Genomic DNA, 21,226 nt, shown 5'->3' with positions numbered 1-21,226 from the left:
TCCGTTCTGCGGGAGTTCCCGCACCCCACCGACCCGACGAACTCCCCACGATCATGTCTCATCGGGTCGCTTGTTCCTTACGCGCGGTACGTTCGGCGAGCAGGCGCAGGACGAGCAGGGTCGCGAATGCGATACCGAGCAGCACCACCGATACCGCTGCCGCGTTCACCGGCCGATCGATCTCGATCTGCTTCTGGATATATTGAGAAGTCACCTCGGTCTTACGCGGAATCGCGCCGCCGATCAGCACCACCGACCCGTATTCGCCGATCGCGCGCGCGAAGGCCAGTCCGCCACCGCTGATGATCGCAGGAGCGAGCGCGGGGAGCACGATCCGCCGGAAGGTAGTCCAGTTGTCGGCGCCGAGGGAGAGCGCAGCCTGCTCGACTTCGCGGTCGGCCTCGATCAGCACCGGCTGTACCGAACGCACCACGAACGGCAACGTGACAAACGCCAACGCCACCATCAAGCCCGGCTGGGTAGCGCTGAGATGAATGTCGATCGGGCTCTGCGGACCGTACAGCGAGAGCAACACGATGCTGGCCACGATCGTCGGCAACGCGAATGGCAGGTCGATCAATGTGTTGACGATGCCCTTGCCAGGGAATTCGTCACGGACCATTACCCAAGCGATCACTGTACCCAGCACAACATTGATCAGCGCCACCACCACCGAGACGAACACCGTGACGCGTAGCGAAGCCAGCGCCGCGGGCGCGGTGACGGCGTCGAAGAAGCCGGACCAGCCATCTTCGAAGCTCGTCACGGTGAGCGCGGCCAATGGCAACAGCACAATGACGCTCAGCCACAATACCGCGGTGGCGATACCGAGCGGGCCTATCGACCCGCTCGTCCGCAACCACGACCAGCTCCGGAGACCGGACCGGCTGGTGATATCTGAGATGCCGGAGTCGTCTGTCGGCACAATCCCGGCATTACGACGGTCAGTCACAATCCTCCAGTATCCGGGGTCATGAGGGTCACCTGTCACCCGATCGCTTTGTCGTAGACCAGCGCGATAGCACCGCTGTCCGGGGCGAACAGCTCCTCGTCCACGGTCTTCCAGCCGCCGAGGTCGGCGATCGTCCACAGCTGACGCGGGACCGGGAAGTCAGCGGCGTAGTCAGCGGCGACCTGCGGGTCGACCGGCCGGAAACCAGCCTCGGCCCAAGCCCGCTGTCCTCGGGGAGTGAACAGGAAATCGCGAAAGGCGATAGCTTTCTCCAAATTCTTGCTGTTCTTCGGCACCGCCACCGGGTTCTCGATCTTGACGGTGACCGGCGGGACGATATGGTCGATCGGATCACCAGCGCGCTCGGCGAAAATCGCCTCGTTCTCATAACTGAGCAGGACATCACCGGTACCCTGCAGAAACGCCTCAGTCGCCTCGCGACTGGACTTGGGCTGCACCCTCATATGGTCGGCAGAGATCAACCGACTCAGATAGTCCAGACCTGCCTGCGGGTTCTTGCCGCCGTCGCTCTTGGCCGCATAGGGCGCGAGCAGGTTCCACTTGGCCGATCCGGAACTGAACGGGTTCGGAGTGACCACCTCGACGCCAGGCTTCAACAGATCATCCCAATCCTCGATACCCTTCGGGTTGCCCTTGCGCACCACGATCGCGACTACCGAACCGAACGGAACTCCCCTGGTGGCATCGGCGTTCCAATTCGCGTCCACCAGGCCCGCGTCGACGAGACGGGTGATGTCGGGCTCGACCGAGAAGTTGACGATGTCGGCCTCGGCGCCGTCTTTCACCTTGCGGGACTGGTCGCCAGAGGCGCCGTAGGAGGATCGGATCTGAACACCCTTGCCCTGCTCGGTCTGGTTGAATTCGACGATCACCTTGTCGAAACCGGGCTTCGGCACGGCGTAGGCGTAGAGGTTCAAGGTGCCACCGCTGCCGTCGGCGCCACCGCCCCCGACCGAGTCACTGGCTCCGCCGCCGCACGCGGTCAGCGCGACCGCCGTGAGCGCGACAAGGGCGACAGCGCCACAACGACGGTACGACGAGAGCCAAGATGTGCGAGCCATCGGGGTGGACCTTTCTTGCTGACCGCTACGTCCGGTGATTCTTCGGTGACAGCGACAATGAACGTTGACCAGCAGACCTCGCGGTAGGACCTACGACGACAGGGCGACTTGTCTGCCGCCGAGCACGACCGTATCTGTCCGCTGCGAGCGTGCGAATCCGCGGAAAACGAAGCACGGACGTGTCCGGTCACCTATCCACGACAGTGGATGTCTGCGACCGCGAGATCACCGACGGCGATCAACGCCAGTTCATGGCGGACCTGCGGGACGGCGCTCGAAGACACGGGCAGACTGTAGCAGAGCCCACGGCGGAGTCCGAATCGAAGAGTTCCAGAAAGAGGGATTGTTCCTATGAACGTCAGCCCGGATCGTATCCGCACGCAACTCCCCGGTATCAGCACCCGCGCGTGGGAACACCCCGCCGACCGTACCGCTCTGGTCACCTTGCGGTCGCTGACGGGGTTCGACGTCGTGCTGCGGACGCTGTCGAGTCTGCTCCAGGAACGTCAGCACCGGCTATTGTACCTGGCCACTGCGGTCAGGGTAGACGAACACCAGTTCCGCGCATTGAACCAGCTGCGTCATGATTGTGTGCGAATCCTGGACGCATCGACCACGCCTGAGCTGTTCGTACTGCAGAACCCACAGGTGAACGCCTTCACCATCGGCATGGATCAGCCCTTCATCGTGTTGACCACTGGACTGATCGATCTCATGGATACCGAAGAGCTGCGTTTTGTGATCGGCCACGAACTGGGGCATGCGCTGTCCGGACATGCCGTATATCGGACAATGCTGATGCACCTGCTGCGACTCACAGCGAGCGTCGGATGGATGCCGGTAGGCGGATGGGCGTTACGCACCATTGTCGCGGCGCTGATGGAGTGGAGTCGCAAGTCCGAGCTGTCCGGCGACCGAGCTGGGCTGCTATGCGGACAGGATGTCGAAGCCTCGGTGCGGGTGCACATGAAACTGGCGGGCGGTGCCTGGGTCGAACAGATGGATCATAGAGCTTTCCTGGTCCAGGCCGACGATTACGAGCGTTCCGGAGATCTGCGCGACGGGGTGCTCAAACTTCTCAATCTCGAATTACAGAGCCATCCGTTCTCGGTGCTGCGTGCGGCCGAGTTACGACGCTGGATCCACGGCGGCGACTACGATCGCATACTTGCGGGCAGCTATCCGCACCGCGACCAAGACCACAGCACCAAGATCACCGACGAAATGCGGGAAGCCGCCCGCGCCTACCGCGCGAACTTCGATCAATCCGAGGATCCGCTCATCCGGACGGTGCGCACACTGGGCCGGGATGTCGGCGCGGCGGCGAGCACAGTCGCCCATGAAGTCGGCGACACCGTCTCGAAAATCGGTAAACGCTTCACCGACTGGCGGTCCGGCACGCACTGAGTCGTGTCCCGCTCAGCGGGTGAACCACCAAGCGATGACGACGAGCACGAGCAGAGCGATCAACGCGAGCTGGACCCGGGATCGAGGCATCACCGTGCTCCACTCTGTACCGGTCCGTGGTCGTCCGCCTGCTCGGGTTCAGGCTTCGGCACAGCGAGCCGGACACGCACGGTATCCACGGAATAGCCGCGATCGCGCAGACTCAGCACAGCACGTAGAACTCGGTCGAGCCCGTAGGCGATGGCGAAGCTGATCGGAACCATGCCCACGAGGACCACCAGGAACTGCGGAATGAACGGTAGTCCCGCGACCCACAGCTCGAAGCCGTCCCACCATCCTGCTATGTGATGCACGGGTCCAGCCTAGTAGGCCCGCAGGCCGGTGCGACCACACCATGAAACCGACGACGGCGAACGGCGAGTGGACGATAAGCCTGCCTCGGCCCGAAAATAGGGTATGGCGTCATCCGCTGACTTCTTCATCGATACTCCCGAGAGCCTGCCTTCATCGAGCCTGACCGAGCCGCAGCGCAGCGGGGCTTATCAGCCGATTGATGACTACGCGTTCCTATCCGACTGTGAAACCACCTGTCTGATCGCCAGCAACGGTGCTGTGGAGTGGATGTGTGTGCCGAGGCCGGATTCACCGAGCATCTTCGGAGCGATCCTGGATCGCAGCGCCGGTCACTTCCGGATCGGACCCTACGGGGTCAACGTGCCCGCCGCCCGCCGGTACCTGCCTGGGGGGATGATTCTGGAGACCACGTGGCAGACCGAAACCGGCTGGTTGATCGTACGCGATGCGCTGGTGCTCGGGCAGTGGCACAACAACGACCAACGCAGCAAGACGCACCGGCGTACTCCGATGGACTGGGACGCCGAGCACCTGCTGCTGCGCACGGTGAAATGCGTGAACGGGACCGTAGAACTCGAAATGAGCTGCGAACCCGCGTTTGACTACCACCGAGCCACCGCCCACTGGGAGTACACCGGAAAGGTATACGAGGAAGCGACCACGGTCTGTAGCGACGACCCGAACGCAGGTCCGCCTCTGGTTCTCACCACAGATCTGCGCCTCGGACTGGAAGGCCGAGAGGCCCGCGCCCGCACCAGAATGCAGGAGGGAGATCAGGTCTTCGTCGCGCTCACCTGGTCGGAGCTGCCCGCACCGCGCACCTTCGACGAAGCCTCGCAAAAGATGTGGCAGACTTCCGAATGCTGGCGCCAGTGGATCACGCTCGGTAAATTTCCGGACCACCCGTGGCGCTCCTACTTACAACGCAGCGCACTCACCCTCAAAGGCCTCACCTACGCACCCACCGGGGCACTGATGGCAGCTTCGACCACCTCACTGCCGGAAACTCCCGGTGGCGAACGCAATTGGGACTACAGGTACACCTGGGTGCGGGACGCCAGTTTCGCGCTGTGGGGTCTGTACACGCTCGGTCTGGACCGCGAAGCCGACGACTTCTTCGCCTTCCTCAACGATGCGACCAATAGCGGAGACGGCGAACCCGCTCCGCTGCAAGTGCTCTACGGCATCGGTGGCGAACGGGAGCTCACCGAGACCGTCCTCGACCATCTCAGCGGCTATGACAACGCGCGACCGGTGCGGATCGGCAACAACGCCTATAACCAGGACCAACACGATATTTGGGGCACCATGCTGGACGCGGTGTACTTGCACGTGAAATCACGTCAACAGGTGCCGGAGACATTGTGGCCTCTGCTGGTCCGCCAGGTGCACGCAGCCATCGAAAGTTGGCGAGAACCCGACCGCGGCATCTGGGAGGTGCGCGGTGAGCCACAACATTTCACTTCGTCCAAAGTGATGTGCTGGGTGGCACTCGACCGCGGTGCGAAGCTCGCCGAGCTGCACAGTCAGTTCGACCACGCCACCGAGTGGTCCGCGATCGCGGAGGAGATCAAAACCGACATCCTGGCCAACGCGGTGAACGCCGAAGGTGTGTTCACCCAGGTCTACGGAGGCGACACGCTGGACGCATCCCTGCTGTTGATCGTACTCACACGCTTCCTGCCACCAGACGATCAACGAGTACGCGCCACAGTGCTGGCCATCGCCGACGATCTCACCGAAAACGGTTTGGTATTACGCTATCGGACCGAGACCACCGACGATGGCTTGAGCGGTACAGAAGGAGCGTTCACCATTTGCTCGTTCTGGCTGGTCTCCGCGCTGGTCGAAATCGGCGAACTCCAGCGCGCCCTGCATTTGTGTGAACGGCTGCTCGGCTTGGCCAGCCCACTGCGGCTGTTCGCCGAGGAAATCGATCCACACACTGGTCGCCATCTCGGTAACTTCCCGCAGGCATTCACCCACCTCGCCCTGATCAATGCCGTGACGCACGTGATCAGGGCGGAGGATTTCCGTCGCGCGGGCCAGTTCCAGCCCGCGCACACGCCTGCGGGTCAGTTCCAGCCCGCACACCCTCCCATGAGCCAGTTCCAATCGGCGCACCGAACACAGGCACTCCGGTATGAGTAGGGCTTCGGACGTGGGAGCGGTTACATCAGTGTCGCGGAGCGTTCACGCAACGCCTGCAAGCGGACAATCCGTTGCTCGATGTCGGCTATCCGACGATTTCTCCGTTCATCGGAATACACCGCACCGGCTTCTTCCGCAGTGCGGAGCATCGCGTCGAGCGAGCGGTGCATATCGTTCGCTATCTCGGTGAAGTGATCGCGCTGCACGCGCTGCACCGCACGCAGCCGGGTGCGTGATTCCCTGCTGACTTGGAAGAGCACATCATCCATGAGACGGGCGACCGCGACTTTGGCCTCGGCTTGACGGCGATTCTTCGCGGCCTTGCGCTCGTCCCAGAGCGCACTGGCACCCAGCAGTACACCGGCTGTCACCGAATACCAGTTCACCAGCGACATATGCAGAAGGCTTGTGACGAGCCCGACCATCAGGATGCCGCCATAGGACCCTCGCAAGGCACTGAGAAAATGTGCCAGAGCCGCAGACTTTGCACTGACCAACGGCTCGAGCGGCACCACAGTGTCCAGCACGTCGCCAGGCTCGGCCAAACGCAGATCCGGTAGCTGCGGGCTCCGCTGCTCAGCGGGGAACAGGGCAGCCACCTGTTCGGACAGCTCGACCGACCGGTAATGCGCCATCTCGAAGTTCTGTTCGATCGCCTCGCAGATCCGAGCATCCAGATCGGCGCCGAACTCCTTCCACTGGCGCGCCGGATCGGTCTGAGCTATCTCGGCTTCGGCGTCACGGGTCAAGCTGCGTAACCGATGACGCAGATCGTGTTCGATATCGGCCATCTGCTCAGCACCGCCATCAGCTAGGGCAACCTGCCAATTCGCGGTGCGCTGACGGAGCTGGTCGGCTTCACTGCGGGCGCGGGCGAGCTGGTTGATGATCTCAACTCTGCGGCGCGGATCCCGCAGTGCCTCGGCCTCGGAGCGTAGCGCCGGAGCAAGGTGGTCACAGACCAGGTCGATGTCCGCGACCGCTGCTTCCAAGGTCACCACATCGGCACGGGCGATCACGTAGTCACGCAGGTGGTCGATCAGTTGTGGCACCCCGGACTCGATATCGTCCCGATAATCGCCCCGCACCTCTGCCTGCCGGTACAGCTGCGCGGACACCGGCGCTACTGCGAAACCGAGTCCCGCCGCGTCGAGCAGTTCCCGATCACGCTGCTGTATGTGTGACCAGTGCGGAAAAAGGTCGATCTTGTTCAGCACGCAGATCACTGTCGGGCATATCCGCTGGATGCGCTGCAATTCAGCGATCTGCTCCATGGTCAACTCGACACCCGCGTTGCCGACGTAGAGCACGGCGTCGGCTGCGGCGATCATCGACCAGGTGGTGCGGTTGCCACCCGGCGTACCTGGCGCATCCATGACCACGACGCCACTGGCGAGCAACGAACTCGGCTGGGTGAACTCGGCACGCACCACACCTGGAGCAGCCAGGGCGGGAGCGGCATCGAGCGGGTCGACCGGGCGGCGTTCGGTGCGACCGTACTCGGTCTGGCACACCAGCGTCGCGGTCGGCTCGGGACCGTATTCGACGATCACCGGAACACTCAGATCACTGTTCGTCACGCTGACCGAAGCATGGACCAGACTGTTGACCAGTGTGCTCATGCCATTTTTCGGGTGGCCGACGACTACAAGCCGCAGCCTGGGATCGCCTACCCTGGCACGAACCATGTTCAACCGGCTACCGAGGTCGTCACGCCCGACGAATTGGGCAATCTCCCGCAACTCGTCGAGTATGTGGATGAGCGGGGCCATCGCATCCGGATGTTTCACAGTCGCGGCCTTCAGCCCGGCAGCGGCAGACAACCCGCCTCCTTACTCTCGATTGATGTACTCGCGGATGCTCCGCGGACCTCGCCTGCCTCTTCTCGGCCCTGCTACATCAGCGACACATTCAGCACACCGGAAAAAATGTGCGGTGTGGTATCTGGCATGAACGGTTCCGGCAACAGCGCACTCGAATGCCCCATCGCGAGCGACGCCGAAATCTCATGTGGGCTGTGCTCGGTCCCCTGCGGCGCAATCGGCATCCGAGCTGGAGTGATGTCAGTCACTAAAGGTGTGGAATACGGATGAGTGACCGGCGCACTGTGCGGAGGCAGCGCAGCCGGCTGGTCCGGTGCGGAGAACACCGGTGCGGACGATGGAACCACAGACGGCATGACAACGGGCGGTAGATCAGACACCGTCTGCTGGGTGTGCGGAATACCCGCATCCGGGCTCGGGAGACCGGCGTCGTGGCCTGACACAGGCACATCTCCGCCCAGGACAGACGTCGGGGGTTGGACCTGGGTGACCGTCACGCTCGGGGTCTCGACACTCGGCGCATCCGGAATCGGATGCTGCGTAACCGTCACGCTCGGAGTCTCGACAGTCGACGCGTCCGGAATCGGATGCTGCGTAACCGTCACGCTCGGAGTCTCGACAGTCGACGCGTCCGGGGCAGAGGTGACGGTGGCATCGCCGGGTGGCGTCGTGGTGACCGCAGGGGTCCCGGTGACGCCCCCGGCCGATGTCGCGGGTACCGACGGAGTAGTCGCCTCCACTGGAGCACTGGGCGTCGACGTAGTCACGACGGTCGTCGAGAGCGAACCGGTTGCCGACGTCGAACCTGTCACTGTCGTCGGGATCGTTGCCATCGTCGTCTGGGGCGGAACTACCGCCTGAACTGTCACCGTCGGATCGGCCACTGATGCCGGCGTATGCGCGCCTGCCGGGTGGGATGCCTGCAGGTCGGTCGCCTGTATGGGCTTCACGACAGGTGTAGACAGTACTGCGTCGAACAGTGCGGGAACAGCCGCGGCTGGTGCGGTCAGCACCGAAGGCCCGTCTGGAGCGGCGAGCACATTCGCGATCGGCGTCGTGGCGGCATCGGGCTGGATAGTGGTCTGTAGTGGGGTGGCCGCAACCACCGAAGGAGGCGCGACGGCCGGGGCGGTGCCGACGGCCGAGCCCGCCGCGACAGCCGTTGGCATAGGAGCGGCAGGAGCAGTGCTGGTCGGCGCTGAAGCGGCCGACAGGTGCGCACCACCCGATACCGACGAAGACGACGCAGTCGAGGTGCTCGCGGTCGGCCCTCTCAATTCACCGAACGAGCTAGGATTGTTCTGCCCCGGCACCTGCACATCACCGGTCTCAGGGGCTGCGCCGGACGGCACTTGAATGTTTTCGCCCAACCAATCGGTGTACGCGTCGAGTTGATCGCCGACCTGGCCTACTGCGATATCGACTTTCATCTCCGAGCTGAGATGGATCCCATCCAAGCCGATCTTGAAATCGACCGTCCACTGGGTGCCGACGAACACTCCGAACTGCCCACCACCCTCGCCGACACCATCGAACAGATCACCTGCCGCCGTCGTGGCGCCGAGTCCGTTACCTCCGGGCAGATCGAAAACAGTGGATCCAGGAGCGACGAATCCGTGCGGACCTGGCAGGCCGAAACCATGCCCTGCCGGACCTAGTCCATGGCCGGGCAGGCCGAACCCTGGCGCGTCGAGATCATCGGCAGATCGGGGTACAGAACCGGGCAACGAAAGTTCACTCGGCACGGCGCTTTCGATCCCGGGAAGGCCGAGTCCACTTCCGGAATGACCGGGTACACCACTGGTCGAGTAGCCATACAGCGTCGGATCCACACCGGTTCCGCTGTACTCACCACCGGGCGTGGGGAGTGTCATCCCGGGATACGCGGCGCCGGTATCCGGCGTCTGGTCCGAGTTCGATACTCCGCCTCCGGACGACGCATGCGAGGGAGACTGCGCCGGCTCGGCCACCGGATCCGGGAAGGAGATCACCGGACTCGGCTGACCCGGATCGGGATCGGGGCTGTAGGTCCATCCGGCGTTCCAGCTATCGAGCTGGGATTCACCTGGTCGCGCGGGAGCAGCGCCGCCATTGGCCGCTACCAGGGCTCCACCGGTGACGTAAGCGCCCGCCCGAGCAACCCGTGCGATGCCGGTGGCCACACGATAGGCGGTATCACCCGCGCGCTCGTCCCCCTCGGTGTTGTCGTCGAAGGGCAGATCACGCGTCATCAGAGCTCCACTCTCGGTTGTCCAACATCCCCATCACGCCAGTTCGATCGAGTGAAGATCTCCCAACGGTTTTTTCGGGAAAACTCGACTTTCACATACTTCTGGACTGTAGAGAATCCTGCTGCGCCGAGCAACACAACCCTCCCACGCCAATTACAAGATGGAAAGCCCTGATTTCTGTCGGCTTTCCGGACCGAAAAAATCTTCGCCTGTAGTGATCGGAAACAACCCAGCTGAAGGCAGTGAGCGCCAGGTCGAAGCTCGGCATGCCGGAAAGCCATAGGCCGGATAGCACCGAGACGCCGAATTGCTTTCGGTACTACTGGATTCGTCCAGTTCAGGGCAGAGAAGCCGACCGGCGCGTACTTTCACGGCGAACCGACCGTACTACTTCTTGTCTTTGGGCTTGTCCGCGGCCGCATCAGAAGACAGAGCGGCTACGAAGGCTTCCTGCGGAACGTCGACGCGGCCGATCGTCTTCATCCGCTTCTTGCCTTCTTTCTGCTTCTCCAGCAGTTTGCGCTTACGGCTGATGTCACCGCCGTAGCACTTCGAGAGCACGTCTTTCCGGATGGCCCGGATGTTCTCCCGCGCGATGATCTTGGAACCGATCGCGGCCTGAATCGGCACCTCGAACTGCTGGCGAGGAATCAGCTCACGCAACTTGCTGGTCATCTTGTGGCCATAGGCCTGGGCCGCGTCTTTGTGCACGATCGCACTGAATGCGTCCACCGTCTCACCCTGCAGCAAAATATCCACCTTCACCAGCTGCGACTCCTGTTCACCCGCCTCCTCGTAGTCAAGGCTGGCGTAACCGCGGGTGCGCGACTTCAGCGAGTCGAAGAAATCGAAGATGATCTCCGCCATCGGCAGGGTGTATCGCAGCTCGACACGGGACTCCGAGAGATAGTCCATACCACCGAGTTCACCGCGACGGGACTGGCACAGCTCCATGATCGAGCCGATGAACTCGCTCGGCGCGATAATGGTGCACTTCACGACCGGCTCGTAGACCTTGCGGACCTTACCTTCCGGCCAATACGAGGGATTGGTGACAATGTGCTCGACGCCGTCTTCCATCTCCACTCGATACACCACATTCGGCGCAGTGGAGATGAGATCCAAGCCGAACTCGCGCTGGAGCCGCTCACGGGTGATCTCCATGTGCAACAAACCGAGGAAGCCGCAGCGGAAACCGAAACCGAGCGCCACCGAGGTTTCCGGCGTGTAGGTCAGCGCGGCATCATTGAGCTGCAACTTCTCCAAAGCATCCCGAAGATCCGGGTAGTCGGAGCCGTCCACTGGATAGAGACCGGAGTAGACCATAGGACGCGGCTCGCGGTACCCGGTGAGCGGCTCGGCAGCGCCACCGCGCGCACTGGTCACAGTGTCACCGACCTTGGACTGGCGCACGTCCTTCACACCGGTGATCAGATAGCCGACCTCGCCGACTCCCAGACCCTGGGTCGGTTTGGGCTCGGGCGAGACGATGCCGATCTCCAGCAGTTCATGGGTGGCTCCGGTAGACATCATCTTGATCTTCTCGCGCGGAGTCAGTGTGCCATCCACCACACGGACGTAGGTGACCACGCCACGGTAGGTATCGTAGACCGAGTCGAAGATCATCGCACGAGCCGGTGCGTCAGCGACGCCGACCGGCGGCGGCACCTGATCGATCACCTGGTCGAGTAAATCGGCCACTCCCGCACCGGTCTTACCGGAGACGCACAGTACCTCTGACGGCTCGCAGCCGACGATATGCGCCAGTTCGGCGGCGTAGCGCTCCGGATCCGCGGCGGGCAAGTCGATCTTGTTCAGCACCGGGATAATGGTCAGATCCTTGTCCAGCGCCAGATACAGGTTGGCCAGTGTCTGCGCCTCGATGCCCTGCGCAGCGTCGACCAGCAGAATCGCGCCCTCGCACGCCTCCAGCGCCCGCGAGACCTCATAGGTGAAGTCCACGTGACCGGGCGTATCGATGAGATGCAGTACAAAATCGGTGCCCGCGTTCTCCCCCGACCGAGAGTTCCAGGGCAGCCGCACATTCTGAGCCTTGATCGTGATACCGCGTTCCCGCTCGATATCCATCCGGTCCAGATACTGGGCACGCATCTGCCGCTCCTCGACCACACCGGTCAGTTGCAGCATCCGATCGGCCAGAGTCGACTTACCGTGGTCGATGTGCGCGATGATGCAGAAGTTCCGGATCCGAGCGGGATCGGTGAACGTCGTGTCGGCGAAGCTGGCGGGCACTCCACTCCTCATGGGTATCGGCGAACTGTCATCCATCGTCCCATGAACGGTGCGTCGCTCCTGTGTCGGATCAGCTGTGTTGGATCTACAACGCCTGCGACGCTGCGTGTTCACAGTCCCTTTATAGCCTGTATCCGAGTGGACCTGGACGCGCTGGTCGACTGCTGGTCACTAGGGATCACACACCGGCCGAATCGTGATGGCACCAGCGACACAATGGATTCGGAGCGGATGAGAAGCGTAGAGTACGCCGTTATCCTCCAGAGATGGCCCGAAGTTGGAACTCACTCGGCAAACAGATCGGTCTCCTCGCGAAGGAGCAGGGTCCGAAAATCGTCAAGCAGCAGGGGCCGAAGCTGGTCGAGCGACTGATGGGAACGCTGACGCAGCGCCGCGCATCCGGTGGCATCGCGGTGCGGCCTGCCGCGTCGACACCGGTCCCGACCGCTGAGCGGGCCCGGCGGATCGTGTACGCGCCGCAACTGGATGGGCGCGCCGATCCCGGCGAGATCGTATGGACCTGGGTACCGTTCGAGGAGGATCCGGGCAATGGTAAGGACCGACCGGTGCTGGTGGTCGGCCGCGATCGCCATACACTGCTCGGCTTGATGCTGTCGTCCAATCCAGCACGCGCGCACGACCGCGATTGGATCGGTATCGGAGGGGGATCCTGGGATCAGGAAGGACGACCCAGTTGGGTCCGACTCGACCGGGTACTCGATGTCCCGGAAGAGGGTATCCGCCGCGAGGGCGCGATTCTGGCGCGCAAGACATTCGACTCAGTAGCCCATCGGCTCTGTGCGGAGTACTCCTGGTATTGATCGCGCTCCTGATGAAGAGCACCGCCGCGGGTACGGATGACGAGCTGAGGGGACTCGTAAGTACGACTCCGGAAATCCGCGCAGAAGCAACCCGCGTACTCAGGAGCTCATATTGCGGGAACGCCCGTAGAGCAGGCCGTACAGCAACGCACCCACGATGCCACCGATCAGGGGAAACACCACGAATGCCCAGACCTGCCCCATCGCACCGGGCTGGTAGGGCGCCACGGCAAGGCTGCGGGCCGGGTTGACCGAAGCGTTGTCCACCGGGATCGACACAAGATTGATGACAGTCAATGTCACACCGATGGACAGACCGGCCAACGGCATGTCGGAGAGCTGATCGGTGGAGGACAGCACTACGAAAACCAGCAGGGCAGTCAACATCACCTCGACGATGATCATCGCGGCCATCCCATAACCGTCCTGCACGGCCGTCTCGCCGAGCGGACCCCCCGCCGTCGCCGGACTGTGCTCACCCCATCCGTTCGCGCCTAGCCCGTCGGCCAGGCGATCATAGGACGGAAGGTTCTTGGCCAGCGCGAACAATACGAGACCTGCCAGGAATCCGCCGATCAGCTGCGCGATCACATACCCGGCTGCGGCCACCCCACTGATTCGTCCGAGCAGTAGATGCCCGACCGTGACAGCTGGATTGACGTGGCAGCCCGAAATCGGCCCGATCGAGTAGACGAGAAACATCAGCGCCAAACCGAAAGCCAACGCGACTCCCAGCATACCGACCCGATCACCAGCCAGCACCGCTGTGCCGACCCCGGAGACGACCAGGACGAAGGTGCCCAGTGCCTCGGCGCCCCACTTCTTGCTCTCGGGAATCGGTCTGTCCTCGGCAGCCTCTTCGACTACTTCCTGGGCCGTTGGAGACATCTGTCCACCTTCCACGTTCCAGACATGTCATGACGAGTCGTGGTATCGCTTCGACAGCAGTGCCGCTCGAAAACAAGCAGTTACTCTTTGGACGCTACGCGAGTCCGGTGTTCTCTACAATGACTTCGAAAACCATGGCGCCACTCCGCCGAATCGGCACCGATTTCGTGCGCTGAACCGTGGCTGGTACCCTCGATCCTCGGCGCTGCGTTGCCCGGAAGCCACGGGTGTGCCGCGCGCTCCCGAACTTCCCAGGACAGACCACCAGACAGGAACACGAGGAATCAGGCGTGGCCAACATCAAGTCTCAGATGAAGCGGATCCGCACCAACGAGAAAGCGCGTAAGCGCAATCAGTCGGTCAAGTCCGCGCTGCGCACTGCCATCCGTGGCTTCCGTGAGGCCGCGGCCGCTGGCGACAAGGACAAGGCCGCCGAGCGCCTGCAGTTCGCCAGCCGTAAGCTGGACAAGGCCGCTTCGAAGGGCGTCATCCACGCGAACCAGGCCGCCAACAAGAAGTCGGCTCTGGCACTGGCCTTCAACAAGCTCTGATCCCTCTCGATACCGCCCATACCCTCTGACGCAGCCGCCGTGGCCTCGATGACCACGGCGGTTCTTGTCGTCGCGTCGAGATTTCGCGATCTGGAGGTTTCTGGATCGACCCGCATGTACCAGAGGTTCCAGCTACCATTCCGCACATGGTAACCGTGTATGCCAATCAGACGGTCGTTCGCACCGAGGATCTGCCCGACGTGATCCGTGCGGCCGAGGTGCTCGGATTCGGATTGAGAATCGAGAATGTACTGGTTCCCGACGACGAGGGCGGTTACTCGTTGGAGTGGATCGTCACACGAGATGAGGATGTACCTGCCTACGAGGAGTGGGAGGGTCGCTACGAGGACGCGGACGGCGAAGGGGAGCTGGTACTCAACTCGGTGGAGTAGCCCGGCATGGCGCACGGACCGACGAATCGAACCATGCGTCTTCGAAGAATGCTCGTCGGTGACCCGCCCGCAGCTCGTTGATCATCGGTGCTCGGCGGGCTGCCAGGCAGTTCGCCGGGTCACCACCGCACTGGTGTGCGCACCCACTCCCCATCGATGCGGTATCCGATAACAACGTGTAGCGTGATGAGCTACGTCGCCTACCCCGCGCCGTGCAGATCCAGAATCTGGGCGAGGGCGTGCTCGAGAGCGTAGCCCGAGTCGGCGGCACCGCCCTTGACCTCGGCATTGAGGGCCGCTACCACGTGGAGTGCCGTGCCGATGCGCTCTACGGTCCAGCTACGGGCCTGGGCTTGCGCCTTCTTCACTTTCCACGGCGGCATGCCGAGCTGCTGGGCTAGCTTGAACGGATCACCGCGCCCAGCCGAACCAACGCGTGCGATAGTGTGCACCGAGTCTGCGAGAGCGTCGGCGAGCACGACATGCGGCACACCACGATCACTCGCCCAGCGCAACGCTTCCATCGCGCCGGGACGGTCACCCTTGACCGCGCGCTCGGCCACGTCGAACCCGGAGACCTCCGCTTTACCCGAGTAGTAACGACGCACCGCGGCGATATCGACTCTTCCGCCGGTGTCTGCGGCGAGTTGACCGCAGGCTGCGGCGAGATCACGCAGTTCCGAACCGACTGCTTCCAGTACCGCCTGTACGACCTCACCGGATACCCGCACCCCTGCGTTGCGGAACTCACCACGCACGAATTCGACGCGCTCCGCAGTCTTGGTCAGTTTGGCACAGTCATGCGTGACAGCGCCTGCCTTCCGTAGAGCAGGCACAAGTGCTTTGGCTCGTCCGCCGCCGGAATGCACGACCACCAACACCACACCGTCGGAGGGATTACGCGCCGCTTCAGTGATCACCGACACCGCGTCTTTACCCGCCTCTGCCGCCGCCTCGAGAACAATCACCCGATCCTCTGCGAACAACGAGGGACTCAACAATTCCGCCAGCTCCGCGGTGCCCGCATCCCCCGCACGTAGCCGATCAATCGGCACCGCGTCCGGATCCGAAGCCAGCGCGCGTACCTGTTCGGTCAGCGCTCCCACCGCACGCTCGACCAACAGTTCTTCTTCGCCGAGCACGAGGTGAACCGGTGCGGGATGCTCACTCATCACGCCACCGTCCCACAATTAGATGCCGTTGCATTCCGGAGCCCTGCCAAGTTGATCCGCTCACCGCGCTCACTCACAGTCAGATCCTACGATCTGACATCGATGCCCCTGCTCGCCAGGTCCCGCCGGTTTCGGGTAGCGCTGGACCATACCGCTCAGCGAGAACTCGTCATGCGCAGATGTCCACTGTCGCCGAGAATTACGATGTCGCCGCGCCGGTCGGTCCGCACCACCCTCGCACCGAGGGTGGACAAATCCGCGAGGACGGCAGGATGAGGATGTCCGAATGGATTACGAGCACCGACGCTGACCAATACCAGACGAGGACGCACCGCCGACAGGAATTCTCTTGCCGTAGTGCGTGATCCGTGATGCGGAAGCTTGAGGATATCAGCCTGGACCGAGGTACCGGCGCGCATAAGCGCATGCTGCGCGGGTGCTTCGATATCCCCGGTGAGTAGAATACGACCGGCGAGTGTGTCAGCGGCGATAACTACTGAACGATCGTTCGCGGCATCGGTTTCCGCGCCTCGAATCGGTCGGGGGCTGCTGCGGCCCGGCGCCAGCACCTCTAATTCGACCGCACCGAAAACCAACACCTGTCCGGCCACCAACTCCAGCAACGGCACGCCTGCGCTCCTGGCTGCGGACACAACCCGCGGCAGCCCAGTAACCGGCATGCTCGGAAGGTCGACACCTGATCTCGCCGTTATCTGCCCAGGCCCGAAATTCTCCGGACCACACGGTATTCGCATGGGCGAAACGAGGCCGTTCACGTTCGTACGTAACGGCTTTTGCTGTCGGTCCGCGTTATCCGGTGCAGCGCTGGTATGCTCATGCGAATTCGCAGGCAGTGCGAAGGAAGCCACCGCTTGGCATCCGTAATCGGCTTCGAGCGTCGATCGAGCGGATTCGGGCGTGACGGCCGGCAACAGTCCGTCGAGCTCATGGATGCCGACAGCCAACGCATCGACGGTACGGTTGTGTAGCGCGCCCGCGAGCCCGCCGATATGGTCGGCGTGCGGATGGGTGAGGATCAGCAGCGGGATACGCGAGATACGTAAGCGATCCAGACACCTTCGGATCGCACGCGGATCGGGTCCGACGTCGATGACAACAGCGGTGCCGGGACCGATCGCAAGGACCAGGCCGTCGCCTTGACCGACGTCGCAAGCGGCGAGCACCCAACCGTTCGGTGGCCAACCGGGATGCCAGAACCGCACCGGGAGAACGACCACCGCGACCCCGAGAACCACGACCGCGACAACACGACGCACGACGCGCGACCGCGAAGCCGTTATTGCGATCACAACGACAGCACAGGCCATCAGCCCACCGCCTAGACCGTCCGGCACCGCAATAGTCGCACCAGGCACTGAGGCCGCGTGCCCAGCGACCGTCAATAACCACCACAGCGGCGGTGCGGCACCATAAAGGATGAGCTCGGCCAGTGGAGACCACAGGCACGCCAACACCGCACCACAGGCGCCGATCACTGTGATCGGCGCGATAACTGGTGCAACGAGAATGTTCGCGAATACGGCAACCAGACTGAGCTCGCCGGTGAGTGCGATCATGATCGGCGTAGTGACCAGAAACGCCCCTGCGGAAACCGCGACGATCTCGGCAGGCCCGCGCCACCACCCTCTGGCCCGCAGCCAGTCCGCCCAACTGGGCGCCAACAAGATCAACCCTCCGGTCGCGACTACCGACAGGGCGAAGCCGGCACTGACAGCCAGTCCCGGCCAGCAGGCCAGCAACGCGATGATTGCCACGCACAATGCGGGCAGTGCCTGTTTACGACGACCGGTGAGAACAGCGAGGAGCGTGATCGCACCCATCGCACCGGCCCGCAACACGCTGGGATCGGGTCGCGCGATGACCACGAACATCAGCAGCGCCCCCGCAGCGATGACCACCGCTGTGCGTGGCCCTAAAGTGAGCAGACGCATGGCAAACAGGACAATCGACAGCAATATGGTGAAATTCGCACCACTCACCACGCACACATGCTGCAGCCCCGCGATCTCGAAGTCGTCCTGCACCTGGTCGGGCAGCTTCGAGACATCACCGATAACCAGCGCAGGCAACAATCCTGCGGCATCGGCCGAGAGGACCCGCGCTGCCGATGCCGCGAAGTCCGTGCGCACCGAATTCGCGACGCGCTGCCACCACGGCAACGACCCGACAATCCTGGGCGGTCCTTGCGCGCGTAACGTCACGATGGTGAGATCGGCTCGACGCGGCTGATCCACCCGTGCCAGGAACTCCACCGGTCTGCCGGGCGAAAGCTCGGCCCACTCCGGCCCAGCGGCCAACACCACCACCGCGCCCCCAGCACGCACCGTCTTGCCCGCACGCCGATACTCCCCCAGGCCGGCACGGACAATCCACTGGTTGCCGTTACCGGATATCGCGCTGCGCAATGGTTTCGGATCTCCCGTCGGCGTGACGATTACACGCAGCGACAACCCGGAGAGCGCGCGCAGCGGATGTGTGACAACCCGATGCTCCCGCCAAGCAGCCGCAGCGGCGAAACCCGCACCGAGCAGCACAGCCGCGAGCGCGACCATCACCACCGTTCGGCGGCGCTCCTTGCGATGCGCAACCAGCCGAAGCAGCGTCCATAACCCGATGGCCAGCCCCACCAATGTGACAGCCAGTGCGACTCCGACCCGCCAACCCGCCGTCAACACCACAATCGTCGCACCCCAGCAGCACAGCGCGGCAGGAAGCAACCGTGCGTCGAGCAGCTGGACGGCATCGGCATCACTCGTCGGCCCCCTATCCCCATTCGGAACGGATTCGGAATGGGCATGGATACCGGTACCGGGCGATCGCACACCCGCGACGCGATTCCAGAAGGCCGTCGTCGCGGGCCGAGCGGCGTTCATACCGTCACCAGATCACGCAACCGAGCCAAGCGAACCGGGCCGATACCGTCGACCTCGCCGAGTTGCTCCACAGAGGTGAAGCGTCCATGGGCGGTACGCCAGGTGATGATGGCGCCTGCGGTGACCGGACCGACACCGGGAAGGGCGTCGAGTTCTACCGAGGAGGCCGCGTTGAGGTCGATCTTGCCCGCTGGTCTCGACAGACGGCCTGGTTCGGAAACGGACAACGGCAGGCCACCCGCGCTGATGGTTGTACTCCCTGACCGGGGAGGGCCGCTGTCGGGGCCGGCTGGGCCGACCGTTATCTGATCTCCGTCCAACAGTCGTTGGGCCAGATTCAGCCCACTGGTGTCAGCACCATCCCGCGTGCCCCCCGCCGCGGCGAGTGCGTCGGCGACACGCGCTCCTGGAGGTAGCCGAATCAGACCAGAGCGCTGCACCAAGCCGACGACGCTGACCACCAAGTCCTCAGTCGGCTGCCCCGCAGCGGCGGGCGCAGGCGGTACGACGGGAACAGACGCCACGCCTTGGGTGGCGACCGCGCGTTCTGGCCACACAGCATCCGACAGATCCGTAGCGACAGCAGGCCGAGCCTCGGGCACCGGCGGCACTGATTGGGCGATCGGTCGTTCCTGGAACACCACGACTCCGGCGATCACCATCGCGGCAAGTCCGACCAATGCCAGCACGCGCACGCCTCGACTGCCCGGATCGAGCCGCATGCCTTGGAACCGTTCTGGCACAATACGATCCCACAAGCGCTTTTCAGTGACCGAGTCCTCCAGCCAACTGGGCGACCGCACACGACCGATATCGCCGGCATCCTCCCGTGCCGAACCCTCGTCCTGGCCCGAGTCGAGGTCTTGGTCCGAGTCGGCAGGCAACCGTTCGAGGTCCCACCGTCCCGCCCGAGCCGAGCGATTCTGGCCGGCGTGCCCCCAGCTGCCGGGTAGCCATTGATCCGGCTCGGATCGAGATCGACGCCTCACAGCGCTTGACGCGAGTTCGTTCCCGTCGACTCCAGCACTGGGCGCGACTGCCACTGCACTATCGCGAAATGCAGGCGCGGTCTCGACGACCGCACGGGGAAGTCGTTCGTCCAACCGCCGTCGCACCCACTCGCGCTCGTCCTGTCGTGACATGGCGGCGACAGTAGTTCTGCCGCACAGTGCACGACCTGTTCCGACCAGCCGATTCGATATACCTGTTGATAACCGCCGCGCTGTGTAAGGTTCGACCTCCGGCCGGTGGAGCGGCCCATCATATTCTTCGCAGAGAGAAGCACGCCGCGCATGCCTTACCTCGACGCACTGGCCCCTGACGCGTCACGCTCTCGCCGCGATCATTCCAGCCGAAGCACTGACACCTGGGACGAGGTCATCGTCCTGACATCGGTCCTAACAGCGAAATCACCCGCAACCTCCGGGAACGACGAGAACACCGACCGAGCCGAGCCCGAGGTGTACCGCCAGCGCGGGACCGAACTCGGCGACGATGAGCTCACGGATGCCTGGGACGAGTTCGCGCAACTGGTCCGCGATGGAATACGCCGCATCTTCGGCACCCAGGTGCTGCACTGCCACCGCCGCACCGTCCTCGCCCGCCGCATCAACCGCCGCTGCCACCAACTTCGTGTACGCCTTGGACCGGGTACGGACCTTCTCGCGCAACTCGAGCTTCCCCTCGACCATCTGCAGCAATGGCTTGGTGACCAGCTCGGACCCGAAGAACGCCGCCGACGACGACAACCGACCACCGCGGCGCAGCTGTTCGGTGCGATTGACCAAGATAAACGTATGGGCGCGCGCGGCGGTGGCGACCGCTGTCTCATAGACCACCTCCAACGACGCCATTGCCCGAGCCTGCCGCGCCGCAGCCAGTGCGGGCAGTCCGGTCGCCAAACCAGCCCCCAGTGAGTCCACCAAGCGGATCCTGCCTGCGGCAGTGTCCATATCGCGCACGGCCTGCCGTCCGGCCTCCCAAGTGCCGGACAAATGTCGCGAAAGATGCACTGAGACAACACCGTCCCCACCACTGCGCTCCCACGCCTGCTCGTACACTGCGCGTAACTCACCGGGTGAGGCAGCCGAGGTGGTCACCTTATTCGAGGCGTAGTCGATAGCGACCGGATCAATACCTTCCCGGAGCGCTCGATCGTCGACCAGGATGTGTAACGGAACGACGGCGATACCCAGCTCGTCGAGAATTTCAGCGGAAAGACTGGCAGATGAATCTGTGACGACCACGACGGCCAC

Annotated in this window: 17 protein-coding genes; 5 read left to right on the top strand and 12 right to left on the bottom strand. The window is 63.4% G+C overall.

Annotation, left to right across the window (positions count from 1 at the left end):
- Positions 1 to 58: 58 nt before the first annotated feature.
- The 3 genes from cysT to ACX4ZE_RS00710 form a co-directional block, all read right to left on the bottom strand.
- Entirely contained in the window at positions 59 to 904 is an 846-nt protein-coding gene (gene cysT, locus ACX4ZE_RS00720; protein ID WP_480271628.1) for a sulfate ABC transporter permease subunit CysT, read from the bottom strand.
- 83 nt (positions 905 to 987) lie between these two features.
- The gene (locus tag ACX4ZE_RS00715; RefSeq protein ID WP_480271276.1) at positions 988 to 2,034 is read right to left on the bottom strand and encodes a sulfate ABC transporter substrate-binding protein; all 1,047 of its coding nucleotides are present in this window, start codon (positions 2,032 to 2,034) and stop codon (positions 988 to 990) included.
- Positions 2,035 to 2,225: 191 nt separating this feature from the next.
- Complete coding sequence (locus tag ACX4ZE_RS00710; RefSeq protein WP_480271275.1) at positions 2,226 to 2,318, bottom strand: Ms4533A family Cys-rich leader peptide; 93 nt, start codon at positions 2,316 to 2,318, stop codon at positions 2,226 to 2,228.
- Between the two features lie 67 nt (positions 2,319 to 2,385).
- Here ACX4ZE_RS00710 and ACX4ZE_RS00705 point away from each other — a divergent pair, with 67 nt between their 5' ends.
- Positions 2,386 to 3,441: a M48 family metallopeptidase gene (locus ACX4ZE_RS00705; protein WP_480271274.1), complete on the top strand. Its 1,056-nt coding sequence runs from the start codon at positions 2,386 to 2,388 to the stop codon at positions 3,439 to 3,441.
- Between the two features lie 89 nt (positions 3,442 to 3,530).
- Here the strand turns inward: ACX4ZE_RS00705 and ACX4ZE_RS00700 are convergent, their stop codons facing one another.
- Positions 3,531 to 3,794: a hypothetical protein gene (locus ACX4ZE_RS00700; RefSeq protein ID WP_480271273.1), complete on the bottom strand. Its 264-nt coding sequence runs from the start codon at positions 3,792 to 3,794 to the stop codon at positions 3,531 to 3,533.
- Between the two features lie 103 nt (positions 3,795 to 3,897).
- On the opposite strand from ACX4ZE_RS00700, the gene ACX4ZE_RS00695 reads away from it, so the two are divergent.
- Positions 3,898 to 5,946 carry a glycoside hydrolase family 15 protein gene (locus ACX4ZE_RS00695; protein ID WP_480271272.1) on the top strand — a complete coding sequence of 683 codons (2,049 nt, stop codon included), beginning with the start codon at positions 3,898 to 3,900 and terminating at the stop codon, positions 5,944 to 5,946.
- A 20-nt stretch (positions 5,947 to 5,966) separates the two neighbouring features.
- Here ACX4ZE_RS00695 and ACX4ZE_RS00690 read toward each other — a convergent pair whose 3' ends face one another.
- From ACX4ZE_RS00690 to lepA, 3 genes are all read right to left on the bottom strand, one after another.
- Positions 5,967 to 7,769, bottom strand: coding sequence for a P-loop NTPase family protein (locus ACX4ZE_RS00690; protein ID WP_480271271.1), 1,803 nt, complete (start codon positions 7,767 to 7,769; stop codon positions 5,967 to 5,969).
- Positions 7,770 to 7,840: 71 nt separating this feature from the next.
- A complete protein-coding gene (locus ACX4ZE_RS00685) occupies positions 7,841 to 10,000 on the bottom strand; it encodes a hypothetical protein (RefSeq protein ID WP_480271270.1) in 2,160 nt (719 codons plus the stop codon).
- 387 nt (positions 10,001 to 10,387) lie between these two features.
- On the bottom strand, positions 10,388 to 12,289 hold the full coding sequence (gene lepA / locus ACX4ZE_RS00680; protein ID WP_480271269.1) for a translation elongation factor 4: 1,902 nt from the start codon (positions 12,287 to 12,289) through the stop codon (positions 10,388 to 10,390).
- A gap of 230 nt (positions 12,290 to 12,519) precedes the next feature.
- Here lepA and ACX4ZE_RS00675 point away from each other — a divergent pair, with 230 nt between their 5' ends.
- The gene (locus ACX4ZE_RS00675) at positions 12,520 to 13,074 is read left to right on the top strand and encodes a type II toxin-antitoxin system PemK/MazF family toxin (RefSeq protein ID WP_480271268.1); all 555 of its coding nucleotides are present in this window, start codon (positions 12,520 to 12,522) and stop codon (positions 13,072 to 13,074) included.
- A gap of 99 nt (positions 13,075 to 13,173) precedes the next feature.
- Here ACX4ZE_RS00675 and ACX4ZE_RS00670 read toward each other — a convergent pair whose 3' ends face one another.
- Complete coding sequence (locus ACX4ZE_RS00670) at positions 13,174 to 13,962, bottom strand: aquaporin (protein WP_480271267.1); 789 nt, start codon at positions 13,960 to 13,962, stop codon at positions 13,174 to 13,176.
- 290 nt (positions 13,963 to 14,252) lie between these two features.
- Between ACX4ZE_RS00670 and rpsT the strand changes: the two genes are divergently transcribed.
- On the top strand, positions 14,253 to 14,513 hold the full coding sequence (gene rpsT, locus ACX4ZE_RS00665; protein ID WP_480271266.1) for a 30S ribosomal protein S20: 261 nt from the start codon (positions 14,253 to 14,255) through the stop codon (positions 14,511 to 14,513).
- A 146-nt stretch (positions 14,514 to 14,659) separates the two neighbouring features.
- Positions 14,660 to 14,905, top strand: a complete 246-nt coding sequence (locus tag ACX4ZE_RS00660; RefSeq protein WP_480271265.1) for a hypothetical protein — start codon at positions 14,660 to 14,662, stop codon at positions 14,903 to 14,905.
- Between the two features lie 200 nt (positions 14,906 to 15,105).
- Here ACX4ZE_RS00660 and holA read toward each other — a convergent pair whose 3' ends face one another.
- From holA to ACX4ZE_RS00640, 4 genes are all read right to left on the bottom strand, one after another.
- A complete protein-coding gene (gene holA / locus ACX4ZE_RS00655; protein WP_480271264.1) occupies positions 15,106 to 16,077 on the bottom strand; it encodes a DNA polymerase III subunit delta in 972 nt (323 codons plus the stop codon).
- 155 nt (positions 16,078 to 16,232) lie between these two features.
- Positions 16,233 to 18,971 carry a ComEC/Rec2 family competence protein gene (locus tag ACX4ZE_RS00650; protein WP_480271263.1) on the bottom strand — a complete coding sequence of 913 codons (2,739 nt, stop codon included), beginning with the start codon at positions 18,969 to 18,971 and terminating at the stop codon, positions 16,233 to 16,235.
- On the bottom strand, positions 18,968 to 19,855 hold the full coding sequence (locus tag ACX4ZE_RS00645; RefSeq protein ID WP_480271627.1) for a ComEA family DNA-binding protein: 888 nt from the start codon (positions 19,853 to 19,855) through the stop codon (positions 18,968 to 18,970). Before ACX4ZE_RS00645 ends, ACX4ZE_RS00650 begins: the two co-directional genes overlap by 4 nt.
- Before the next feature lie 525 nt (positions 19,856 to 20,380).
- A complete protein-coding gene (locus ACX4ZE_RS00640; RefSeq protein ID WP_480271262.1) occupies positions 20,381 to 21,226 on the bottom strand; it encodes a DegV family protein in 846 nt (281 codons plus the stop codon).

Source organism: Nocardia sp. TBRC8007 (assembly GCF_056629435.1).
The sequence above is the reverse complement of the archived record's forward strand: the minus strand, read 5'-3'. Positions and strand labels throughout refer to the sequence as shown.

Excerpts from the sequence above, each read along its gene's own strand:
- ACX4ZE_RS00715 (WP_480271276.1), bottom strand. The coding sequence starts at position 2,034 with ATGGCTCGCACATCTTGGCTCTCGTCGTACCGTCGTTGTGGCGCTGTC.
- ACX4ZE_RS00705 (WP_480271274.1), top strand. The coding sequence starts at position 2,386 with ATGAACGTCAGCCCGGATCGTATCCGCACGCAACTCCCCGGTATCAGC.
- ACX4ZE_RS00695 (WP_480271272.1), top strand. The coding sequence starts at position 3,898 with ATGGCGTCATCCGCTGACTTCTTCATCGATACTCCCGAGAGCCTGCCT.
- ACX4ZE_RS00685 (WP_480271270.1), bottom strand. The coding sequence starts at position 10,000 with ATGACGCGTGATCTGCCCTTCGACGACAACACCGAGGGGGACGAGCGC.
- lepA (WP_480271269.1), bottom strand. The coding sequence starts at position 12,289 with ATGGATGACAGTTCGCCGATACCCATGAGGAGTGGAGTGCCCGCCAGC.
- ACX4ZE_RS00675 (WP_480271268.1), top strand. The coding sequence starts at position 12,520 with ATGGCCCGAAGTTGGAACTCACTCGGCAAACAGATCGGTCTCCTCGCG.
- ACX4ZE_RS00670 (WP_480271267.1), bottom strand. The coding sequence starts at position 13,962 with ATGTCTCCAACGGCCCAGGAAGTAGTCGAAGAGGCTGCCGAGGACAGA.
- ACX4ZE_RS00660 (WP_480271265.1), top strand. The coding sequence starts at position 14,660 with ATGGTAACCGTGTATGCCAATCAGACGGTCGTTCGCACCGAGGATCTG.
- holA (WP_480271264.1), bottom strand. The coding sequence starts at position 16,077 with ATGAGTGAGCATCCCGCACCGGTTCACCTCGTGCTCGGCGAAGAAGAA.
- ACX4ZE_RS00650 (WP_480271263.1), bottom strand. The coding sequence starts at position 18,971 with ATGAACGCCGCTCGGCCCGCGACGACGGCCTTCTGGAATCGCGTCGCG.